Annotated in this window: 14 protein-coding genes, 1 tRNA gene, 2 rRNA genes, 1 other RNA gene and 1 other annotated feature (2 of these 19 running past the window's edge); of the genes, 14 read left to right on the forward strand and 4 right to left on the reverse strand. The window is 38.8% G+C overall.

The genetic code is table 11. The features are described from left to right. Both MKX37_RS00050 and rrf read left to right on the forward strand, forming a co-directional pair. Window positions 1–1,261: ribosomal RNA gene (locus MKX37_RS00050) — 23S ribosomal RNA — on the forward strand (it extends 1,661 nt beyond the left edge of the window). Between the two features lie 49 nt (window positions 1,262–1,310). After that, a 5S ribosomal RNA gene (gene rrf / locus MKX37_RS00055) occupies window positions 1,311–1,426 on the forward strand. Window positions 1,427–1,462: 36 nt separating this feature from the next. Here the strand turns inward: rrf and MKX37_RS00060 are convergent. Then, window positions 1,463–2,464: a YaaC family protein gene (locus tag MKX37_RS00060; protein ID WP_002130734.1), complete on the reverse strand. Its 1,002-nt coding sequence runs from the start codon at window positions 2,462–2,464 to the stop codon at window positions 1,463–1,465. Window positions 2,465–2,579: 115 nt separating this feature from the next. Between MKX37_RS00060 and guaB the strand changes: the two genes are divergently transcribed. The 7 genes from guaB to MKX37_RS00095 all read left to right on the forward strand — a co-directional run bounded on the left by guaB (window position 2,580) and on the right by MKX37_RS00095 (window position 9,530). Beyond that, complete coding sequence (gene guaB, locus MKX37_RS00065; protein ID WP_002107266.1) at window positions 2,580–4,043, forward strand: IMP dehydrogenase; 1,464 nt, start codon at window positions 2,580–2,582, stop codon at window positions 4,041–4,043. A gap of 113 nt (window positions 4,044–4,156) precedes the next feature. Beyond that, window positions 4,157–5,464 carry a serine hydrolase gene (locus MKX37_RS00070; RefSeq protein WP_129146849.1) on the forward strand — a complete coding sequence of 436 codons (1,308 nt, stop codon included), beginning with the start codon at window positions 4,157–4,159 and terminating at the stop codon, window positions 5,462–5,464. 159 nt (window positions 5,465–5,623) lie between these two features. Further along, window positions 5,624–6,511: a pyridoxal 5'-phosphate synthase lyase subunit PdxS gene (gene pdxS / locus MKX37_RS00075; protein WP_002009615.1), complete on the forward strand. Its 888-nt coding sequence runs from the start codon at window positions 5,624–5,626 to the stop codon at window positions 6,509–6,511. A gap of 18 nt (window positions 6,512–6,529) precedes the next feature. Further along, window positions 6,530–7,120, forward strand: coding sequence for a pyridoxal 5'-phosphate synthase glutaminase subunit PdxT (gene pdxT, locus MKX37_RS00080; RefSeq protein ID WP_002130736.1), 591 nt, complete (start codon window positions 6,530–6,532; stop codon window positions 7,118–7,120). Between the two features lie 54 nt (window positions 7,121–7,174). Continuing rightward, window positions 7,175–7,395, forward strand: a binding site (T-box leader). A gap of 51 nt (window positions 7,396–7,446) precedes the next feature. Beyond that, complete coding sequence (gene serS, locus MKX37_RS00085; RefSeq protein ID WP_002009617.1) at window positions 7,447–8,721, forward strand: serine--tRNA ligase; 1,275 nt, start codon at window positions 7,447–7,449, stop codon at window positions 8,719–8,721. A gap of 154 nt (window positions 8,722–8,875) precedes the next feature. Then, a tRNA-Ser gene (locus MKX37_RS00090) sits at window positions 8,876–8,968 on the forward strand. Window positions 8,969–9,134: 166 nt separating this feature from the next. Next, on the forward strand, window positions 9,135–9,530 hold the full coding sequence (locus tag MKX37_RS00095; RefSeq protein WP_002029297.1) for a DUF3797 domain-containing protein: 396 nt from the start codon (window positions 9,135–9,137) through the stop codon (window positions 9,528–9,530). A 35-nt stretch (window positions 9,531–9,565) separates the two neighbouring features. Here the strand turns inward: MKX37_RS00095 and MKX37_RS00100 are convergent, their stop codons facing one another. The 3 genes from MKX37_RS00100 to MKX37_RS00110 all read right to left on the reverse strand — a co-directional run bounded on the left by MKX37_RS00100 (window position 9,566) and on the right by MKX37_RS00110 (window position 11,535). Next, the gene (locus MKX37_RS00100; protein ID WP_002009620.1) at window positions 9,566–10,234 is read right to left on the reverse strand and encodes a deoxynucleoside kinase; all 669 of its coding nucleotides are present in this window, start codon (window positions 10,232–10,234) and stop codon (window positions 9,566–9,568) included. Between the two features lie 2 nt (window positions 10,235–10,236). Then, window positions 10,237–10,872, reverse strand: coding sequence for a deoxynucleoside kinase (locus MKX37_RS00105; RefSeq protein WP_002170085.1), 636 nt, complete (start codon window positions 10,870–10,872; stop codon window positions 10,237–10,239). Window positions 10,873–10,995: 123 nt separating this feature from the next. Continuing rightward, a complete protein-coding gene (locus MKX37_RS00110) occupies window positions 10,996–11,535 on the reverse strand; it encodes an isochorismatase family cysteine hydrolase (protein ID WP_078207016.1) in 540 nt (179 codons plus the stop codon). Between the two features lie 106 nt (window positions 11,536–11,641). Between MKX37_RS00110 and tadA the strand changes: the two genes are divergently transcribed. The 5 genes from tadA to recR form a co-directional block, all read left to right on the forward strand. Continuing rightward, complete coding sequence (gene tadA / locus MKX37_RS00115; RefSeq protein ID WP_002029304.1) at window positions 11,642–12,136, forward strand: tRNA adenosine(34) deaminase TadA; 495 nt, start codon at window positions 11,642–11,644, stop codon at window positions 12,134–12,136. A 78-nt stretch (window positions 12,137–12,214) separates the two neighbouring features. Next, window positions 12,215–12,479: signal recognition particle sRNA large type (gene ffs / locus MKX37_RS00120), an RNA gene on the forward strand. A 132-nt stretch (window positions 12,480–12,611) separates the two neighbouring features. Beyond that, window positions 12,612–14,300: a DNA polymerase III subunit gamma/tau gene (gene dnaX / locus MKX37_RS00125; protein WP_078422518.1), complete on the forward strand. Its 1,689-nt coding sequence runs from the start codon at window positions 12,612–12,614 to the stop codon at window positions 14,298–14,300. A gap of 25 nt (window positions 14,301–14,325) precedes the next feature. Continuing rightward, the gene (locus MKX37_RS00130) at window positions 14,326–14,652 is read left to right on the forward strand and encodes a YbaB/EbfC family nucleoid-associated protein (protein ID WP_170935248.1); all 327 of its coding nucleotides are present in this window, start codon (window positions 14,326–14,328) and stop codon (window positions 14,650–14,652) included. A gap of 14 nt (window positions 14,653–14,666) precedes the next feature. Next, window positions 14,667–15,000, forward strand: partial view of a recombination protein RecR gene (recR, locus tag MKX37_RS00135; RefSeq protein ID WP_002009629.1) — the 5' portion only. It continues 263 nt past the right edge of the window; only the first 334 of its 597 coding nucleotides appear in the window; the start codon lies at window positions 14,667–14,669; the stop codon falls past the right edge of the window.

Here is a 15,000-nt window from a genome sequence, read left to right on the forward strand (position 1 = left end):
CGACACAGGTAGGCGAGGAGAGAATCCTAAGGTGTGCGAGAGAACTCTGGTTAAGGAACTCGGCAAAATGACCCCGTAACTTCGGGAGAAGGGGTGCTTTCTTAACGGAAAGCCGCAGTGAATAGGCCCAAGCGACTGTTTAGCAAAAACACAGGTCTCTGCGAAGCCGTAAGGCGAAGTATAGGGGCTGACACCTGCCCGGTGCTGGAAGGTTAAGGAGAGGGGTTAGCGTAAGCGAAGCTCTGAACTGAAGCCCCAGTAAACGGCGGCCGTAACTATAACGGTCCTAAGGTAGCGAAATTCCTTGTCGGGTAAGTTCCGACCCGCACGAAAGGTGTAACGATTTGGGCACTGTCTCAACCAGAGACTCGGTGAAATTATAGTACCTGTGAAGATGCAGGTTACCCGCGACAGGACGGAAAGACCCCGTGGAGCTTTACTGTAGCCTGATATTGAATTTTGGTACAGTTTGTACAGGATAGGCGGGAGCCATTGAAACCGGAGCGCTAGCTTCGGTGGAGGCGCTGGTGGGATACCGCCCTGACTGTATTGAAATTCTAACCTACGGGTCTTATCGACCCGGGAGACAGTGTCAGGTGGGCAGTTTGACTGGGGCGGTCGCCTCCTAAAGTGTAACGGAGGCGCCCAAAGGTTCCCTCAGAATGGTTGGAAATCATTCGTAGAGTGCAAAGGCATAAGGGAGCTTGACTGCGAGACCTACAAGTCGAGCAGGGACGAAAGTCGGGCTTAGTGATCCGGTGGTTCCGCATGGAAGGGCCATCGCTCAACGGATAAAAGCTACCCCGGGGATAACAGGCTTATCTCCCCCAAGAGTCCACATCGACGGGGAGGTTTGGCACCTCGATGTCGGCTCATCGCATCCTGGGGCTGTAGTCGGTCCCAAGGGTTGGGCTGTTCGCCCATTAAAGCGGTACGCGAGCTGGGTTCAGAACGTCGTGAGACAGTTCGGTCCCTATCCGTCGTGGGCGCAGGAAATTTGAGAGGAGCTGTCCTTAGTACGAGAGGACCGGGATGGACGCACCGCTGGTGTACCAGTTGTTCTGCCAAGGGCATAGCTGGGTAGCTATGTGCGGAAGGGATAAGTGCTGAAAGCATCTAAGCATGAAGCCCCCCTCAAGATGAGATTTCCCATAGCGTAAGCTAGTAAGATCCCTGAAAGATGATCAGGTTGATAGGTTCGAGGTGGAAGCATGGTGACATGTGGAGCTGACGAATACTAATAGATCGAGGACTTAACCATATAATATGAAGCAAATGTTATCTAGTTTTGAAGGAATATACCTTCATAGTTTGGTGATGATGGCAGAGAGGTCACACCCGTTCCCATACCGAACACGGAAGTTAAGCTCTCTAGCGCCGATGGTAGTTGGGACCTTGTCCCTGTGAGAGTAGGACGTCGCCAAGCAAGCTAAAAACACAAGTCTTTTGACTTGTGTTTTTTTTATTTCCCATGAAATAGGTTGGATTCCGTTAATAAAAATGCTGAAATATAGTAAGGGATTTTTTGAGCAGAAATATTGAGAAACTGATAAATAAATGGATAATCTTCAGATCCATAGCTTCCAAGTAAGTCATACCACCAATCTGTTTCATACCTCGAAATCATGCTTAAATTATAGAGCAATAAATAATGAACAAGGAGCTCAGGCAACACTGGCTTAGAGTTTCTAGGGTCGTTCGTAAGTGGTAAATAATAAGTGTCAGCAAGATACTCGTAGTATAAAGGTGTGCTATACATAGGATTCCATGATTGAATAGGTGCTGAAAAAAACACATTTAATTCATTATTTTTCTCAGGTACGTGTTGTATTGATAAATGCTTACAAGCTGTTTCGATGTAACGAGAAAATCTCTCTTTAGTCATATGTAGTCGATCTAGTATGTTGACTGAAAAGGAGAGCTCATTTTTATTTGTTGAATCGATTTTATATAATGTTGTTCCTTTTTGACTATAGCGAAATAAATGTTGTAACTCAGGGATTTTTCCCATTAGCTCTAACATATTAAACTTTTCTGTTTCCAAGTGTTTCATGTGAAACAGTTGTTCTGCAGCGTGAGTAAATAGTCCGTTTTTCTGTATTTTCACCTCATCTTCTAAAAATTGATATCCTTGTTTTTTTCGTTTACGGGTTGTCACTCCATGTGCTAAAACGGTTGTTGATTCTGGATAGTTTGGATTAATAGTTAATAAACAAGCTTTAAAAAGTTGCCCCATTCCATAAAATAACAGCATTGGCTGAATGGAAAATGGTGCTGTTTTATATAATTCATAATAATTTTTACCGTGTTCTAAGTAATAAATAAATGGATAACAATTTTCAAAACTTTTTTTTTCGGCATCCTGAATCGAGGATTTTTCATAACAACGGGCAAGATAACGTTGTACATTTTGAGATGAAAAGAAGAAACTTAATTGCTGCCAAGTACAATGTGTTTGATGCATATATTACGCTCCTTTTATTGTCTAAAAATTCTAACATATATATACGTCCTTGACAGTATTTTAACCAATTGATAAGCTACTAATAATAATTTCTGGTATCATGGGGGGAACAATTATGTGGGAATCTAAATTTGTTAAAGAAGGTTTGACTTTTGATGATGTATTACTTGTACCAGCGAGGTCAGATATATTACCAAGAGAAGTAAGTGTTAAAACAGTTTTATCTGAAAGCTTACAGTTAAACATCCCGTTAATTAGTGCAGGAATGGATACAGTAACAGAAGCTGACATGGCTATTGCAATGGCTCGCCAAGGCGGTTTAGGAATTATTCATAAGAATATGTCTATTGAACAACAGGCAGAGCAAGTTGATAAAGTAAAGCGCTCTGAAAGCGGCGTTATTTCAGATCCTTTCTTCTTAACTCCAGAACATCAAGTATATGATGCAGAACATCTTATGGGAAAATATCGTATCTCAGGTGTACCAGTTGTAAATAATTTAGATGAGCGAAAATTAGTTGGTATTATTACAAACCGTGATATGCGTTTCATCCAAGACTACTCAATCAAAATTTCTGACGTAATGACAAAAGAACAGTTAATTACAGCTCCAGTTGGTACTACACTGGAAGAAGCTGAAAAGATCCTACAAAAGTATAAAATTGAAAAGCTCCCTCTTGTTGATAATAACGGTGTATTACAAGGGCTTATTACAATAAAAGATATTGAAAAAGTAATTGAATTCCCAAACTCTGCTAAAGATAAGCAAGGACGCTTATTAGTTGGAGCAGCTGTTGGTGTAACGGCTGATGCTATGCTTCGTATCGATGCATTAGTAAAAGCTAGCGTAGATGCAATTGTACTTGATACAGCTCATGGGCATTCTAAAGGTGTTATTGAAAAGGTAAAAGAAGTTCGTGCGAAATATCCAGCACTAAATATTATCGCTGGAAATGTTGCTACAGCTGAAGCAACGAAAGCATTAATTGAGGCTGGTGCAAACGTAGTTAAAGTTGGTATTGGACCAGGTTCTATTTGTACAACGCGTGTTGTAGCTGGTGTTGGTGTACCACAATTAACAGCAGTTTATGATTGTGCAACAGAAGCTCGTAAACACGGTATTCCAGTTATTGCTGATGGCGGTGTTAAGTACTCTGGTGATATGGTTAAAGCTTTAGCAGCAGGAGCACACGTTGTTATGCTAGGTAGTATGTTTGCTGGCGTTGCTGAAAGCCCTGGAGAAACTGAAATTTACCAAGGTCGCCAATTTAAAGTATATCGTGGTATGGGTTCTGTTGGAGCAATGGAAAAAGGAAGTAAAGATCGTTACTTCCAAGAAGGAAACAAAAAACTTGTTCCTGAAGGTATTGAAGGACGCGTACCATATAAAGGACCTTTAGCAGATACAGTTCATCAATTAGTTGGTGGATTACGTGCAGGTATGGGATATTGCGGAGCGCAGAATTTAGAATTCTTACGTGAGAATGCACAGTTCATTCGTATGTCAGGTGCAGGTTTACGTGAAAGCCATCCTCATCACGTACAGATTACAAAAGAGGCTCCAAACTACTCATTATAATGTCTTATATACAAATAGACAGAGATTTGATATCTCTGTCTATTTTTTTTTGATTATGTTAGAATAACGGTTATGTGAGTACATAGATATTGGGGGTAGCAAAAGTGAAAGGTATGTTTTGCAAAAGATTCATTGCGTTGGTAACAGTGCTTACACTAGCTTTTGGCGTGTTTGCACCATATAGCAATGCATCAGCAGAAACAGGAGCTGCTTTAAACATTGAAGCAGGTGCAGCGATTTTAGTTGAAGCGAATTCTGGAAAAATTGTATATCAAAAGAATGCAGATGAATTATTATCAATTGCTAGTATGACAAAGATGATGAGTGAATATTTAGTTCATGAAGCAGTGGATAAAGGAAAACTTAAGTGGGATCAAAAAATTAAGGTTTCTGAATATGCATATAAGATTTCACAAGATGCTTCATTATCAAATGTTGCATTAGAAAATGGTGGCCTGTATACAGTAAAAGAGTTATACGAGGCAATGGCAATCTTTTCTGCAAATGGTGCAACAATTGCATTAGCAGAAGCAATTGCAGGTAAAGAAGTAGATTTCGTAAAAATGATGAATGATAAAGCGAAAGAACTAGGATTGAAAAATTATAAATTTGTTAATTCTACGGGTTTAACGAACAAAGATTTAAAAGGGATGCATCCTGAAGGTACAACACCGGATGAAGAAAATAAAATGTCTGCGAAGGATGTTGCAACTTTAGCGCAACATTTAATTAAAGATTATCCAAAAGTGTTAGATACAGCAAAAATCCCGAAAAAAGTTTTCCGTCCAGAAAAAGAGAAATTTGGGATGTCGAACTGGAACTGGATGTTAAAGGGTTTAGTTAAAGAATATGACGGAGTAGATGGTCTAAAAACAGGATCAACTCCAGAAGCAGGGGACTGCTTCACTGGTACGGTTGAACGAAACGGTATGCGTTTTATTTCTGTAGTTATTAAAACAAGTTCTCATACAGCGCGTTTCGATGAGACGAAGAAATTATATGATTATGGCTTTGCTAACTTTGAAATGAAGAAAATGTATGAAAAAGGTTCTTCGGTCAAAGGAAAAGAAACAGTAAGAGTTGAAAATGCGAAAGATAAAGATGTAGCAGTTCAAACGAAGCAAGCTGTTTCACTTCCGGTGCCAAAGGGAAGTAAAGACGTTTATAAAACAGAATTTAAAGAAGGAAATAAGGGACAAGAAGCACCTCTGAAAAAGGGAGTTGCACTTGGACAAATGGTTGTAACGTCTAAAGATAGTAATGATCCTGGATTTTTATCAGGAAAATCATTACAAGTAGACCTTGTAACAAAATCTAAAGTAGAAGAGGCAAGCTGGTTTACACGTTCTATGCGCGGAATTGGTTCTTTCTTTAGTGGTATGTGGAATGGTGCTATTGATACAGTAAAAGGTTGGTTTTAAAAGCTCCTCATTGTAGGAGCTTTTTCTTATTCCTATTTTTCATACCGACTTTATGAAAAAGTAGTAGACAAGCATCAGATAGTTAGTGGTAGAATGTAAGAGTATTCTTAATTTTCTTCTTTAACGGGGAAAGCAATTCACCTAGGGGGGTTTTTGTACATGACAAATGTAACAGGGACAGAACGTGTAAAACGTGGAATGGCAGAAATGCAAAAAGGCGGCGTTATTATGGACGTAGTTAACGCCGAGCAAGCAAGGATTGCAGAAGAGGCAGGTGCAGTTGCTGTTATGGCATTAGAGCGTGTACCTGCAGATATTCGTGCAGCAGGTGGCGTTTCTCGTATGGCAGATCCAACAATTGTTGAAGAAGTTATGGGTGCTGTATCAATTCCGGTTATGGCAAAATGTCGTATCGGTCACCTTGTAGAAGCACGTGTATTAGAATCATTAGGGGTAGACTATATCGATGAGAGTGAAGTATTGACTCCTGCTGATGAAGTATACCATTTAAATAAACGTGATTACACAGTTCCGTTTGTATGTGGTTGCCGCGATATCGGAGAAGCTGCACGTCGTATTGCAGAAGGTGCAGCTATGCTTCGTACAAAAGGTGAACCTGGAACAGGAAACATTGTAGAGGCAGTGCGTCATATGCGCCAAGTCAATGCAGAAATCCGTCAAGTTGCAAGTCTACGTGAAGATGAGTTAATGACATATGCAAAAAATACTGGTGCTCCTTATGAAGTACTACTTGAAATTAAACGCCTTGGTCGCCTGCCAGTTGTAAACTTTGCAGCAGGTGGTGTAGCAACACCAGCAGATGCAGCGTTAATGATGCAACTTGGTGCTGATGGTGTATTTGTTGGATCTGGTATCTTCAAATCAGAGAACCCAGAGAAATTTGCACGTGCAATCGTTGAAGCAACGACTCATTATGAAGATTACGAACTAATTGCAAGCCTTTCTAAAGGATTAGGTAATGCAATGAAAGGTATCGAAATTTCAACGTTATTACCAGAACAACGCATGCAAGAGCGTGGATGGTAATTAAAGGAGATCTTTAAAATGGTGAAAATCGGTGTACTAGGTCTTCAAGGTGCAGTTCGTGAGCATGTAAAATCAGTTGAGGCAAGTGGTGCAGAAGCTGTTGTTGTAAAGCGTGTAGAGCAACTTGAAGAGATTGATGGTCTTATTTTACCAGGCGGTGAAAGTACAACAATGCGCCGTCTTATTGATAAGTATGCTTTCATGGAGCCTCTTCGTACATTTGCGAAGTCTGGTAAACCAATGTTTGGTACATGTGCAGGAATGATTCTTCTTGCGAAAACACTTATTGGCTATGAAGAAGCACATATTGGTGCTATGGATATTACGGTTGAGCGCAATGCGTTCGGACGCCAAAAAGATAGTTTTGAAGCTGCACTTTCAATGAAAGGTGTGGGAGAAGACTTTGTTGGTGTATTTATCCGTGCTCCGTATGTTGTAAATGTAGCTGATGATGTTGAAGTACTTTCTACGCATGGCGAGCGAATGGTAGCGGTAAGGCAAGGGCCGTTTTTAGCTGCTTCTTTCCATCCGGAATTAACGGATGATCATCGTGTAACAGCATACTTTGTAGAAATGGTAAAAGAAGCGAAAATGAAAAAAGTTGTATAAGTAACTTGCAACTTGTATAAGATTATAGTAAATTGATGATAACAATTTTATAAAATAAGCGTGTTGATAGGAAGTAGTAACAAATGTTGTTTCTTATAGAGAGTCGATGGTTGGTGGAAATCGATAGAAACAGTTTGTGAATCCATCCTGGAATGGAATGTGGAATATCTTTTGATTAGTAAACATTCCCGGTGAAGAGCCGTTATTTCTACTTGAGAGGAAAGCGGTAATGCTTTCAACTAGGGTGGCAACGCGGGTTAACTCCCGTCCCTTTGTATAGGGACGGGAGTTTTTTGTGTTTTATAAAATAAAAGGAGGAGTATATAATGCTTGATATTAAATTTTTACGTACGAATTTTGAAGAAGTAAAAGCAAAATTACAGCATAGAGGCGAAGATTTAACGGATTTTGGTCGCTTTGAAGAACTTGATACGAGAAGAAGAGAGCTACTTGTTCAAACAGAAGAATTAAAAAGTAAACGTAACGAAGTATCTCAACAAATTTCAGTATTAAAGCGTGAAAAGAAAGATGCGGAAGCTCTAATTCTAGAAATGCGTGAAGTTGGGGAAAAAGTAAAAGATCTTGATAATGAGCTTCGTACAGTTGAAGAAGATTTAGAAAGATTAATGCTATCTATCCCAAATATCCCTCATGAATCTGCTCCAATAGGTGAAACAGAGGATGATAACGTAGTAGCACGTACTTGGGGAGAAGTGAAAGAATTTACTTATGAGCCAAAACCACATTGGGACCTTGCTACTGATTTAGGGATTTTAGATTTTGAACGTGCTGGGAAAGTAACAGGAAGCCGATTTGTATTTTACAAAGGTGCTGGTGCAAGATTAGAACGTGCTTTGATTAGCTTTATGCTTGACCTTCATACTGATGAGCATGGATATGAGGAAGTATTGCCTCCTTATATGGTAAACCGTGCAAGTATGACAGGAACAGGACAACTTCCGAAGTTTGAAGAAGATGCATTCCGTATTGAAAGTGAAGATTATTTCCTAATCCCAACAGCTGAAGTACCTGTAACGAATATGCATCGTGATGAGATTGTGAGTAAAGAGCAATTGCCGATACGATATGCTGCGTTTAGCTCATGCTTCCGTTCTGAAGCAGGTTCAGCTGGTCGTGATACACGTGGTTTAATTCGCCAACATCAATTTAATAAAGTTGAACTTGTGAAGTTCGTGAAACCAGAAGATTCTTACGAAGAGTTAGAAAAATTAACAAATGATGCAGAGCGCGTGTTACAATTATTAGAGTTGCCATATCGCGTTATGAGCATGTGTACAGGAGATTTAGGATTTACAGCAGCGAAGAAATACGATATTGAAGTATGGATTCCAAGCTATGGTACATATCGTGAAATTTCTTCTTGTAGTAATTTTGAGGCATTCCAAGCGAGACGCGCGAATATCCGTTTCCGTCGTGAGCCAAATGGTAAACCGGAACATGTTCATACACTAAATGGATCTGGTCTTGCAATTGGACGTACAGTGGCAGCTATTTTAGAGAACTACCAACAAGAAGATGGTACAATTATAATTCCAGAAGTTCTTCGCCCTTATATGGGAGGAAAAACAGTTATTAAATAAGTTAAAACATTCATCGGTATGAGTGATTGGTAATTATGGACGTTGTCAGCAGTGTCATAAAGGAGAGGGGAAGTAAAATTCCCCTTTCCTCATAATTTATTATAGTAGGGTTGACTAACTGTTTTTCTTTTGATATTATATTTGATGTCAATATGGAGGTATACCCAAGTCTGGCTGAAGGGATCGGTCTTGAAAACCGACAGGCGGCGAGAGTCGCGCGGGGGTTCGAATCCCTCTACCTCCTCCAGATATAATTGACAACAGCGCATATAAGTGGAGATTGGAGAACTCGTTACCAACACGTAACGAGTTTTTATTTTAAAACCAATCATAAAGTATGATGTAAGGATATAGTGTCCTTATTACACACTCATATTCCGATGATTATCTTCATAGATATGAAAGGAGTTAACATGGATCTTATTATACAAACGTTTCCTTTAGATGGAAAAACTTTATATTATGTACAATGTCCTGTCTGTAAGAACAATAGAATTTTAAACAGTGGTGCAAATGTGTCGCGCATTATAAGTGATGATACATTCCGTAAACTTTGTGGTTGCACTTGTGATGTAAAACAGGTTGCAAAAAAAGTAGAGGTACCAAAAGAAGCTGAAAAACCAGCTGTGCAAAAAGAAGTAACTCCAAAACGTACAGGGAAATTACTAACAGCAGTAATTAATGGGAAAGAATTGACTGTTAAAGAGATTGCTGAAACATATGATATTAGTACGAGTACTGTTCGTCAGCGTATTAATGCTGGAAAGCCAGAGAGTGAAATTATTGCTCCGACAAAAAAGAAAAAGTAATTTCATAGGAAAACCCGTGCATATGCACGGGTTTTTTATTTTACAAGTTTACGTGTTTGTTTTAAAAAATGTCCAATTTTTTTAATGATTGGTTCGATTGAATCGCCATCTTTTAAAATATCGTATTCATTAATGTTTAATCGTAAAACAGGGCATGAATTAAAGTTATTAATCCAGTTATCGTAACGTCCATGCATCTCTTTCCAATATTCAATTGGTGTTTGCTGCTCCATGGGACGTCCTCTTTCTTGAATACGATCGACAATATCATCAAAAGAACCTTCTAGGTAAATTAATAAGTCTGGATGAGGGAAGTAAGGAGTCATGACCATAGCATCAAATAACCCTTTGTATGTCTCATAATCAGTTTCAGTCATTGTACCCTTTTCGTAATGCATTTTTGCGAAAATACCAGTGTCCTCATAGATAGAACGGTCTTGAACAAAACCGCCACCATATTCGAAAATTCTTTTTTGTTCTTTAAATCGTTCTGCTAAAAAGTACACTTGTAAGTGAAAGCTCCAGCGTGTGAAATCAGCATAGAACTTGTCCAAATATGGGTTGGAATCTACTTTTTCAAAAGATGTACGATAACCTAAAGCGTTAGCCAATGCAGTTGTCATAGTTGATTTACCGACACCTACTGTTCCAGCAATAGTGATAACTGCATCATTTGGTATATCATATTTTTGCCTTAAATTCATTGTTATTTCGACTCCTTCAAGAGAGTATTTTGAAGAGCTGATAAGATGACATTTAAATCATCATGATTTCTTACAAAATCCATATCGTCTCCATTAAATTTCAATACTGGAATATCTGGATGGTCCTTTTTGAAAGCATCCATTGCTGTTTCGTAATCTTTTGTAAGCTGTAGCAAGTAATTTGGATCCATATTTTTTTCGAATTCTCTTCCGCGCATGGCAATTCGTTTTTGTAATGTTTCTAGGCTCGCTGTTAAATAAACGATGACATTTGGCACAGGCATATCTTGCGTAAGAATGCGATAAATTTGCATGTACTTGTCATATTGAGAATCTTTTAATGTACGGGATGCAAAAATTAAATTTTTAAATATATGATAATCTGCTACTACAGGCTTTCTTTGATTCAAATACTTTATGTTAATATCCTCTAGTTGTTTGTATCTATTACAAAGAAAGAACATCTCTGTTTGAAAACTCCATTCGTCGATGTCTTCGTAGAATTTTCCTAAAAAAGGATTTTCATCAACAATCTCTTTTAGTAAGTGGAGTTGCATGTGAGTTGAAAGTTCCTTCGCAAGTGAAGTTTTTCCAACACCAATTGGTCCTTCAACCGTGATAAATGGTACTCCGGTCACGCTGTTTCCTCCTTTCAATCAGTGATTTACCGTGACTACTAAAAACACAAAACAGAATTATTGTAGCACAAGAGGGGAGCGAGCGGACTAATTTGATATAAAAAGTTAGAAAATAGATATGTATTAATTAAATTTTATTTGGGATGACGGTACAATATTTGCCTTTAATGTGGCTTCCATTATTTTTAAAGCATGTTCATTATCTTGCTCGTTATTAGAAGCGATGCAATCCCGTGGTACATAAAGTGTATAATTTCTCATATGGGCATCATTAGCTGTAAAAAGGATGCATATGTTCCCGGCAATTCCTGTTAAAATGAGATTTTCGATTTTTAAATAACCTAATAAAGAATTCAAAGGTGTTTCATAAAAAGCAGAGTAATGTGGTTTAATAAAAATGTAATCGTCAGTATGCGGAGCAATGGCCTCGATAATATTTTTACTATACTCATTTGTACAATGGGTGATAAGTTGATCAATATCAGATCTCCAAAGTTGATAGTGATCATTGACATAAATTATTGGATAGCCCAATGATTTCATGGTGTCCTTTAATTGTAAAATGGGGTTCTTTATAATTTCACATTTCTGTGCCAGGATGTGTCCGTGGGAGAATTGAAAATCATTAATCATATCGATAATGAGTAAGGCGGTATTTTTCATATGTAATTCCCTCTCTTTCTTCTTTAGGTTGGATTGAATTTGTAAAAGTTATCCCACCTGCAAGAAATGAAAAAGTGTATTTTATTTTTGGTGAAAGGACTATATTATGGAGCGAGATATATATTTTATGCAGTTAGCAATAGAGGAAGCGAAGAAGGCGGAGGCGATACAAGAGGTACCAATTGGTGCTGTAATTGTGCTAGATGGTGAAGTGATTAGTGTCGCACATAACTTAAGAGAAACTGAACAGAGATCAATAGCTCACGCCGAACTCTTAGCTATTGATGAAGCTTGCAAAAAATTAGGGACATGGCGTTTAGAAGATGCAACGTTATATGTAACATTAGAACCTTGCCCAATGTGTGCAGGGGGAATTGTTTTATCGCGTATAAAACGGGTTGTATATGGTGCGAGCGATCCGAAAGGTGGATGTGCAGGTACGTTGATGAATCTTTTAACTGATGAGCGTTTTAATCATCAGTGTGAAGTAGTGCCTGGTGTACTTGAAGAAGAATGTGGTACGTTGTTAACGATTTTTTTTAGGGAGCTTCGTAAGAAAAGAAAAGAAGTGAAAAAACTAGAGAAAAGTAATGGTAACTAACGTATTTGCATTTTGTAAAAAAACAAGTTATACTGATAATGCCTTATCCAAGGCAACCGAATATTGGTTTTAACTTTGCCGTGCTAAGCGGGGAGGTAGCGGTGCCCTATACTCGCAATCCGCTCTAGCGAGGCTGAATCCCTTCTCGAGGTTATGTTGCTGTAAGGTCTGCCTTAAGTAAGTGGTGTTGACGTTTGGGTCCTGCGCAACGGGACCCCGTGAACCTTGTCAGGTCCGGAAGGAAGCAGCAATAAGCGGGTTTTCTCGTGTGCCGCAGGAGTGCCTGAACCGAGCTAACTGCTTGAGTAACGCTTATGGTACGTAATCGACAGAAGGTGCACGGCAGTTATATATGTATACAAAACTCACCTTTATATAAAGGTGAGTTTTTTGTATGGAAAATAACTTTTGGAATCTATAAACAGAATGGGTTATAATAAATAAGATAATAACCTTTGAGGGAGGCCGTATTTTCGTGTCATACCAAGCGTTATACCGAACATGGAGACCGCAAAAATTCGAAGATGTAGTCGGTCAAAAGCACGTGACAAAAACGTTGCAAAATGCCCTTCTTCAAGAGAAAGCTTCACATGCTTATTTGTTTTCGGGTCCGAGGGGAACAGGGAAAACGACAATTGCAAAAGTATTTGCAAAGGCAATTAACTGTGAACACGCCCCGGTAGCTGAACCTTGTAATGAATGTCCTTCTTGTTTAGGAATTACACAAGGGTCTATTTCAGATGTATTAGAAATTGATGCGGCTTCAAATAACGGTGTAGATGAAATTCGAGATATAAGAGATAAAGTAAAATATGCTCCAAGTGCTGTAGGATATAAAGTATACATTATTGATGAAGTTCACATGCTTTCTATGGGTGCCTTTAATGCGCTTTTGAAAACTTTAGAAGAGCCGCCAGGACATGTTATTTTTATTCTGGCGACAACAGAACCGCATAAAATTCCAGCTACAATTATTTCGCGTTGTCAGCGTTTTGAGTTTCGAAAGATATCAGTAAATGATATCGTTGAGAGATTATCGACGGTCGTGACAAATGAAGGTACGCAAGTAGAAGATGAAGCGTTACAAATCGTAGCGCGTGCCGCCGAAGGTGGTATGCGTGATGCGCTCAGTCTTATTGATCAAGCTATTTCTTATAGTGATGAAACGGTGACGAGTGAAGATGTTTTAGCTGTAACAGGATCTGTATCTCAGCGATATTTGGGTGACCTGGTAGAATGTATACGTGAAAATGATGTATCAAGAGCGTTACGTATTATAGATGAGATGATGAGTAAAGGGAAAGATCCAGTTCGCTTTATGGAGGATTTCATTTACTACTATCGTGATATGCTTTTATATCAAACTTCACCACAATTAGAACATATGTTGGAACGGGTAATTGTAGATGATCAATTCCGTACGTTAAGTGAAGAAATGCAACCGGAAGTAATCTATGAAATTATTCATACCCTTAGTAAGGGGCAACAGGAGATGAAGTGGACAAACCATCCAAGAATATTCTTGGAAGTTGTTATGGTGCAACTGTGTCAGCAGTTTATGATGCAAGCAAACGGCGTAGATCGTTTACAAGCGATTATGAATAGGATGCAGCAGTTGGAGAAAGAGTTAGAGCAAGTTAAAAAGAATGGCGTGCCAGCTGGTGTGCAGCAGGAAGTAAGAGAGACGCGGGCAACACCAAAACCGGTACGAACAGGGAGTATGAAAATTCCTGTTGGACGTGTGAATGAAGTGTTAAAGCAAGCGAAGCGTCAAGATTTAGAACAGTTAAAAGCTGTATGGGGCGAATTATTAGGAAGGCTCAAGTCACATAACAAAGTAGCATTTGCTGTTTTATTAGAAAATAGTGAACCAGTTGCGGCTTCGGATGATACCTATGTGTTAGCATTTCAATATGAGATTCATTGTAAAATGGCTAGTGAAAATCGAGAAGCAATGGATACATTGGAACAAACTCTTTTTGAATTGTTAAGTAAAAGGTTAAATATGATTGCTATCCCAAAAAGTGAATGGGGTAAAATTCGTGAAGACTTTTTACAACGCGAAGGCGGGGATTATGAAGAAAGCCCAGAACAAAAAGAAGATCCTCTTATAGAAGAGGCTGTAAAATTAGTAGGGCAAGAACTTATTGAAATAAAAGAGTAATAATAATGAGGAGGAATTAATTATGATGCGTGGCGGAATGGGAAATATGAATAATATGATGAAACAAATGCAAAAGATGCAAAAAGACATGGCGAAGGCGCAAGAAGAGCTTGGCGAAAAAACAGTTGAAGGTACAGCTGGCGGCGGAATGGTTACTGTTATTGCAAATGGTCATAAGCAAGTTCTTGAAGTGAAAATTAAAGAAGAAGTTGTAGATCCAGAAGATATCGAAATGTTACAAGACTTAGTATTAGCTGCAACGAATGATGCACTTAAAAAGGTTGATGAACTTTCAAACTCTACAATGGGCAAATTTACAAAAGGCATGAACTTACCAGGTGGAATGTTCTAGGAGGATATTGATATATGCATTATCCAGAACCGATATCAAAATTAATCGATAGTTTTATGAAGTTGCCAGGAATCGGACCGAAAACAGCGGTTCGATTGGCATTCTTCGTGTTAGATATGAAAGAGGATGATGTACTAGGTTTTGCGAAAGCACTTGTGAATGCAAAGCGAGATTTAGCGTATTGTTCTGTGTGCGGACATATCACTGACCGCGATCCTTGTTATATTTGTGACGATTCGCATAGGGATCAATCGGTTGTTTGTGTAGTACAAGAGCCGAAAGATGTAATTGCGATGGAAAAAATGAAAGAATATCAAGGTGTATATCATGTTTTGCGTGGTGCCATTT

Source organism: Bacillus sp. FSL R5-0709 (genome assembly GCF_038004785.1).
In the GTDB taxonomy this organism is placed as follows: Bacteria; Bacillota; Bacilli; order Bacillales; family Bacillaceae_G; genus Bacillus_A; species Bacillus_A mycoides.

Excerpts from the sequence above, each read along its gene's own strand:
- MKX37_RS00060 (WP_002130734.1), bottom strand. The coding sequence starts at position 2,464 with ATGCATCAAACACATTGTACTTGGCAGCAATTAAGTTTCTTCTTTTCA.
- guaB (WP_002107266.1), top strand. The coding sequence starts at position 2,580 with ATGTGGGAATCTAAATTTGTTAAAGAAGGTTTGACTTTTGATGATGTA.
- MKX37_RS00070 (WP_129146849.1), top strand. The coding sequence starts at position 4,157 with ATGTTTTGCAAAAGATTCATTGCGTTGGTAACAGTGCTTACACTAGCT.
- pdxS (WP_002009615.1), top strand. The coding sequence starts at position 5,624 with ATGACAAATGTAACAGGGACAGAACGTGTAAAACGTGGAATGGCAGAA.
- pdxT (WP_002130736.1), top strand. The coding sequence starts at position 6,530 with ATGGTGAAAATCGGTGTACTAGGTCTTCAAGGTGCAGTTCGTGAGCAT.
- serS (WP_002009617.1), top strand. The coding sequence starts at position 7,447 with ATGCTTGATATTAAATTTTTACGTACGAATTTTGAAGAAGTAAAAGCA.
- MKX37_RS00095 (WP_002029297.1), top strand. The coding sequence starts at position 9,135 with ATGGATCTTATTATACAAACGTTTCCTTTAGATGGAAAAACTTTATAT.
- MKX37_RS00100 (WP_002009620.1), bottom strand. The coding sequence starts at position 10,234 with ATGAATTTAAGGCAAAAATATGATATACCAAATGATGCAGTTATCACT.
- MKX37_RS00110 (WP_078207016.1), bottom strand. The coding sequence starts at position 11,535 with ATGAAAAATACCGCCTTACTCATTATCGATATGATTAATGATTTTCAA.
- tadA (WP_002029304.1), top strand. The coding sequence starts at position 11,642 with ATGGAGCGAGATATATATTTTATGCAGTTAGCAATAGAGGAAGCGAAG.
- MKX37_RS00130 (WP_170935248.1), top strand. The coding sequence starts at position 14,326 with ATGCGTGGCGGAATGGGAAATATGAATAATATGATGAAACAAATGCAA.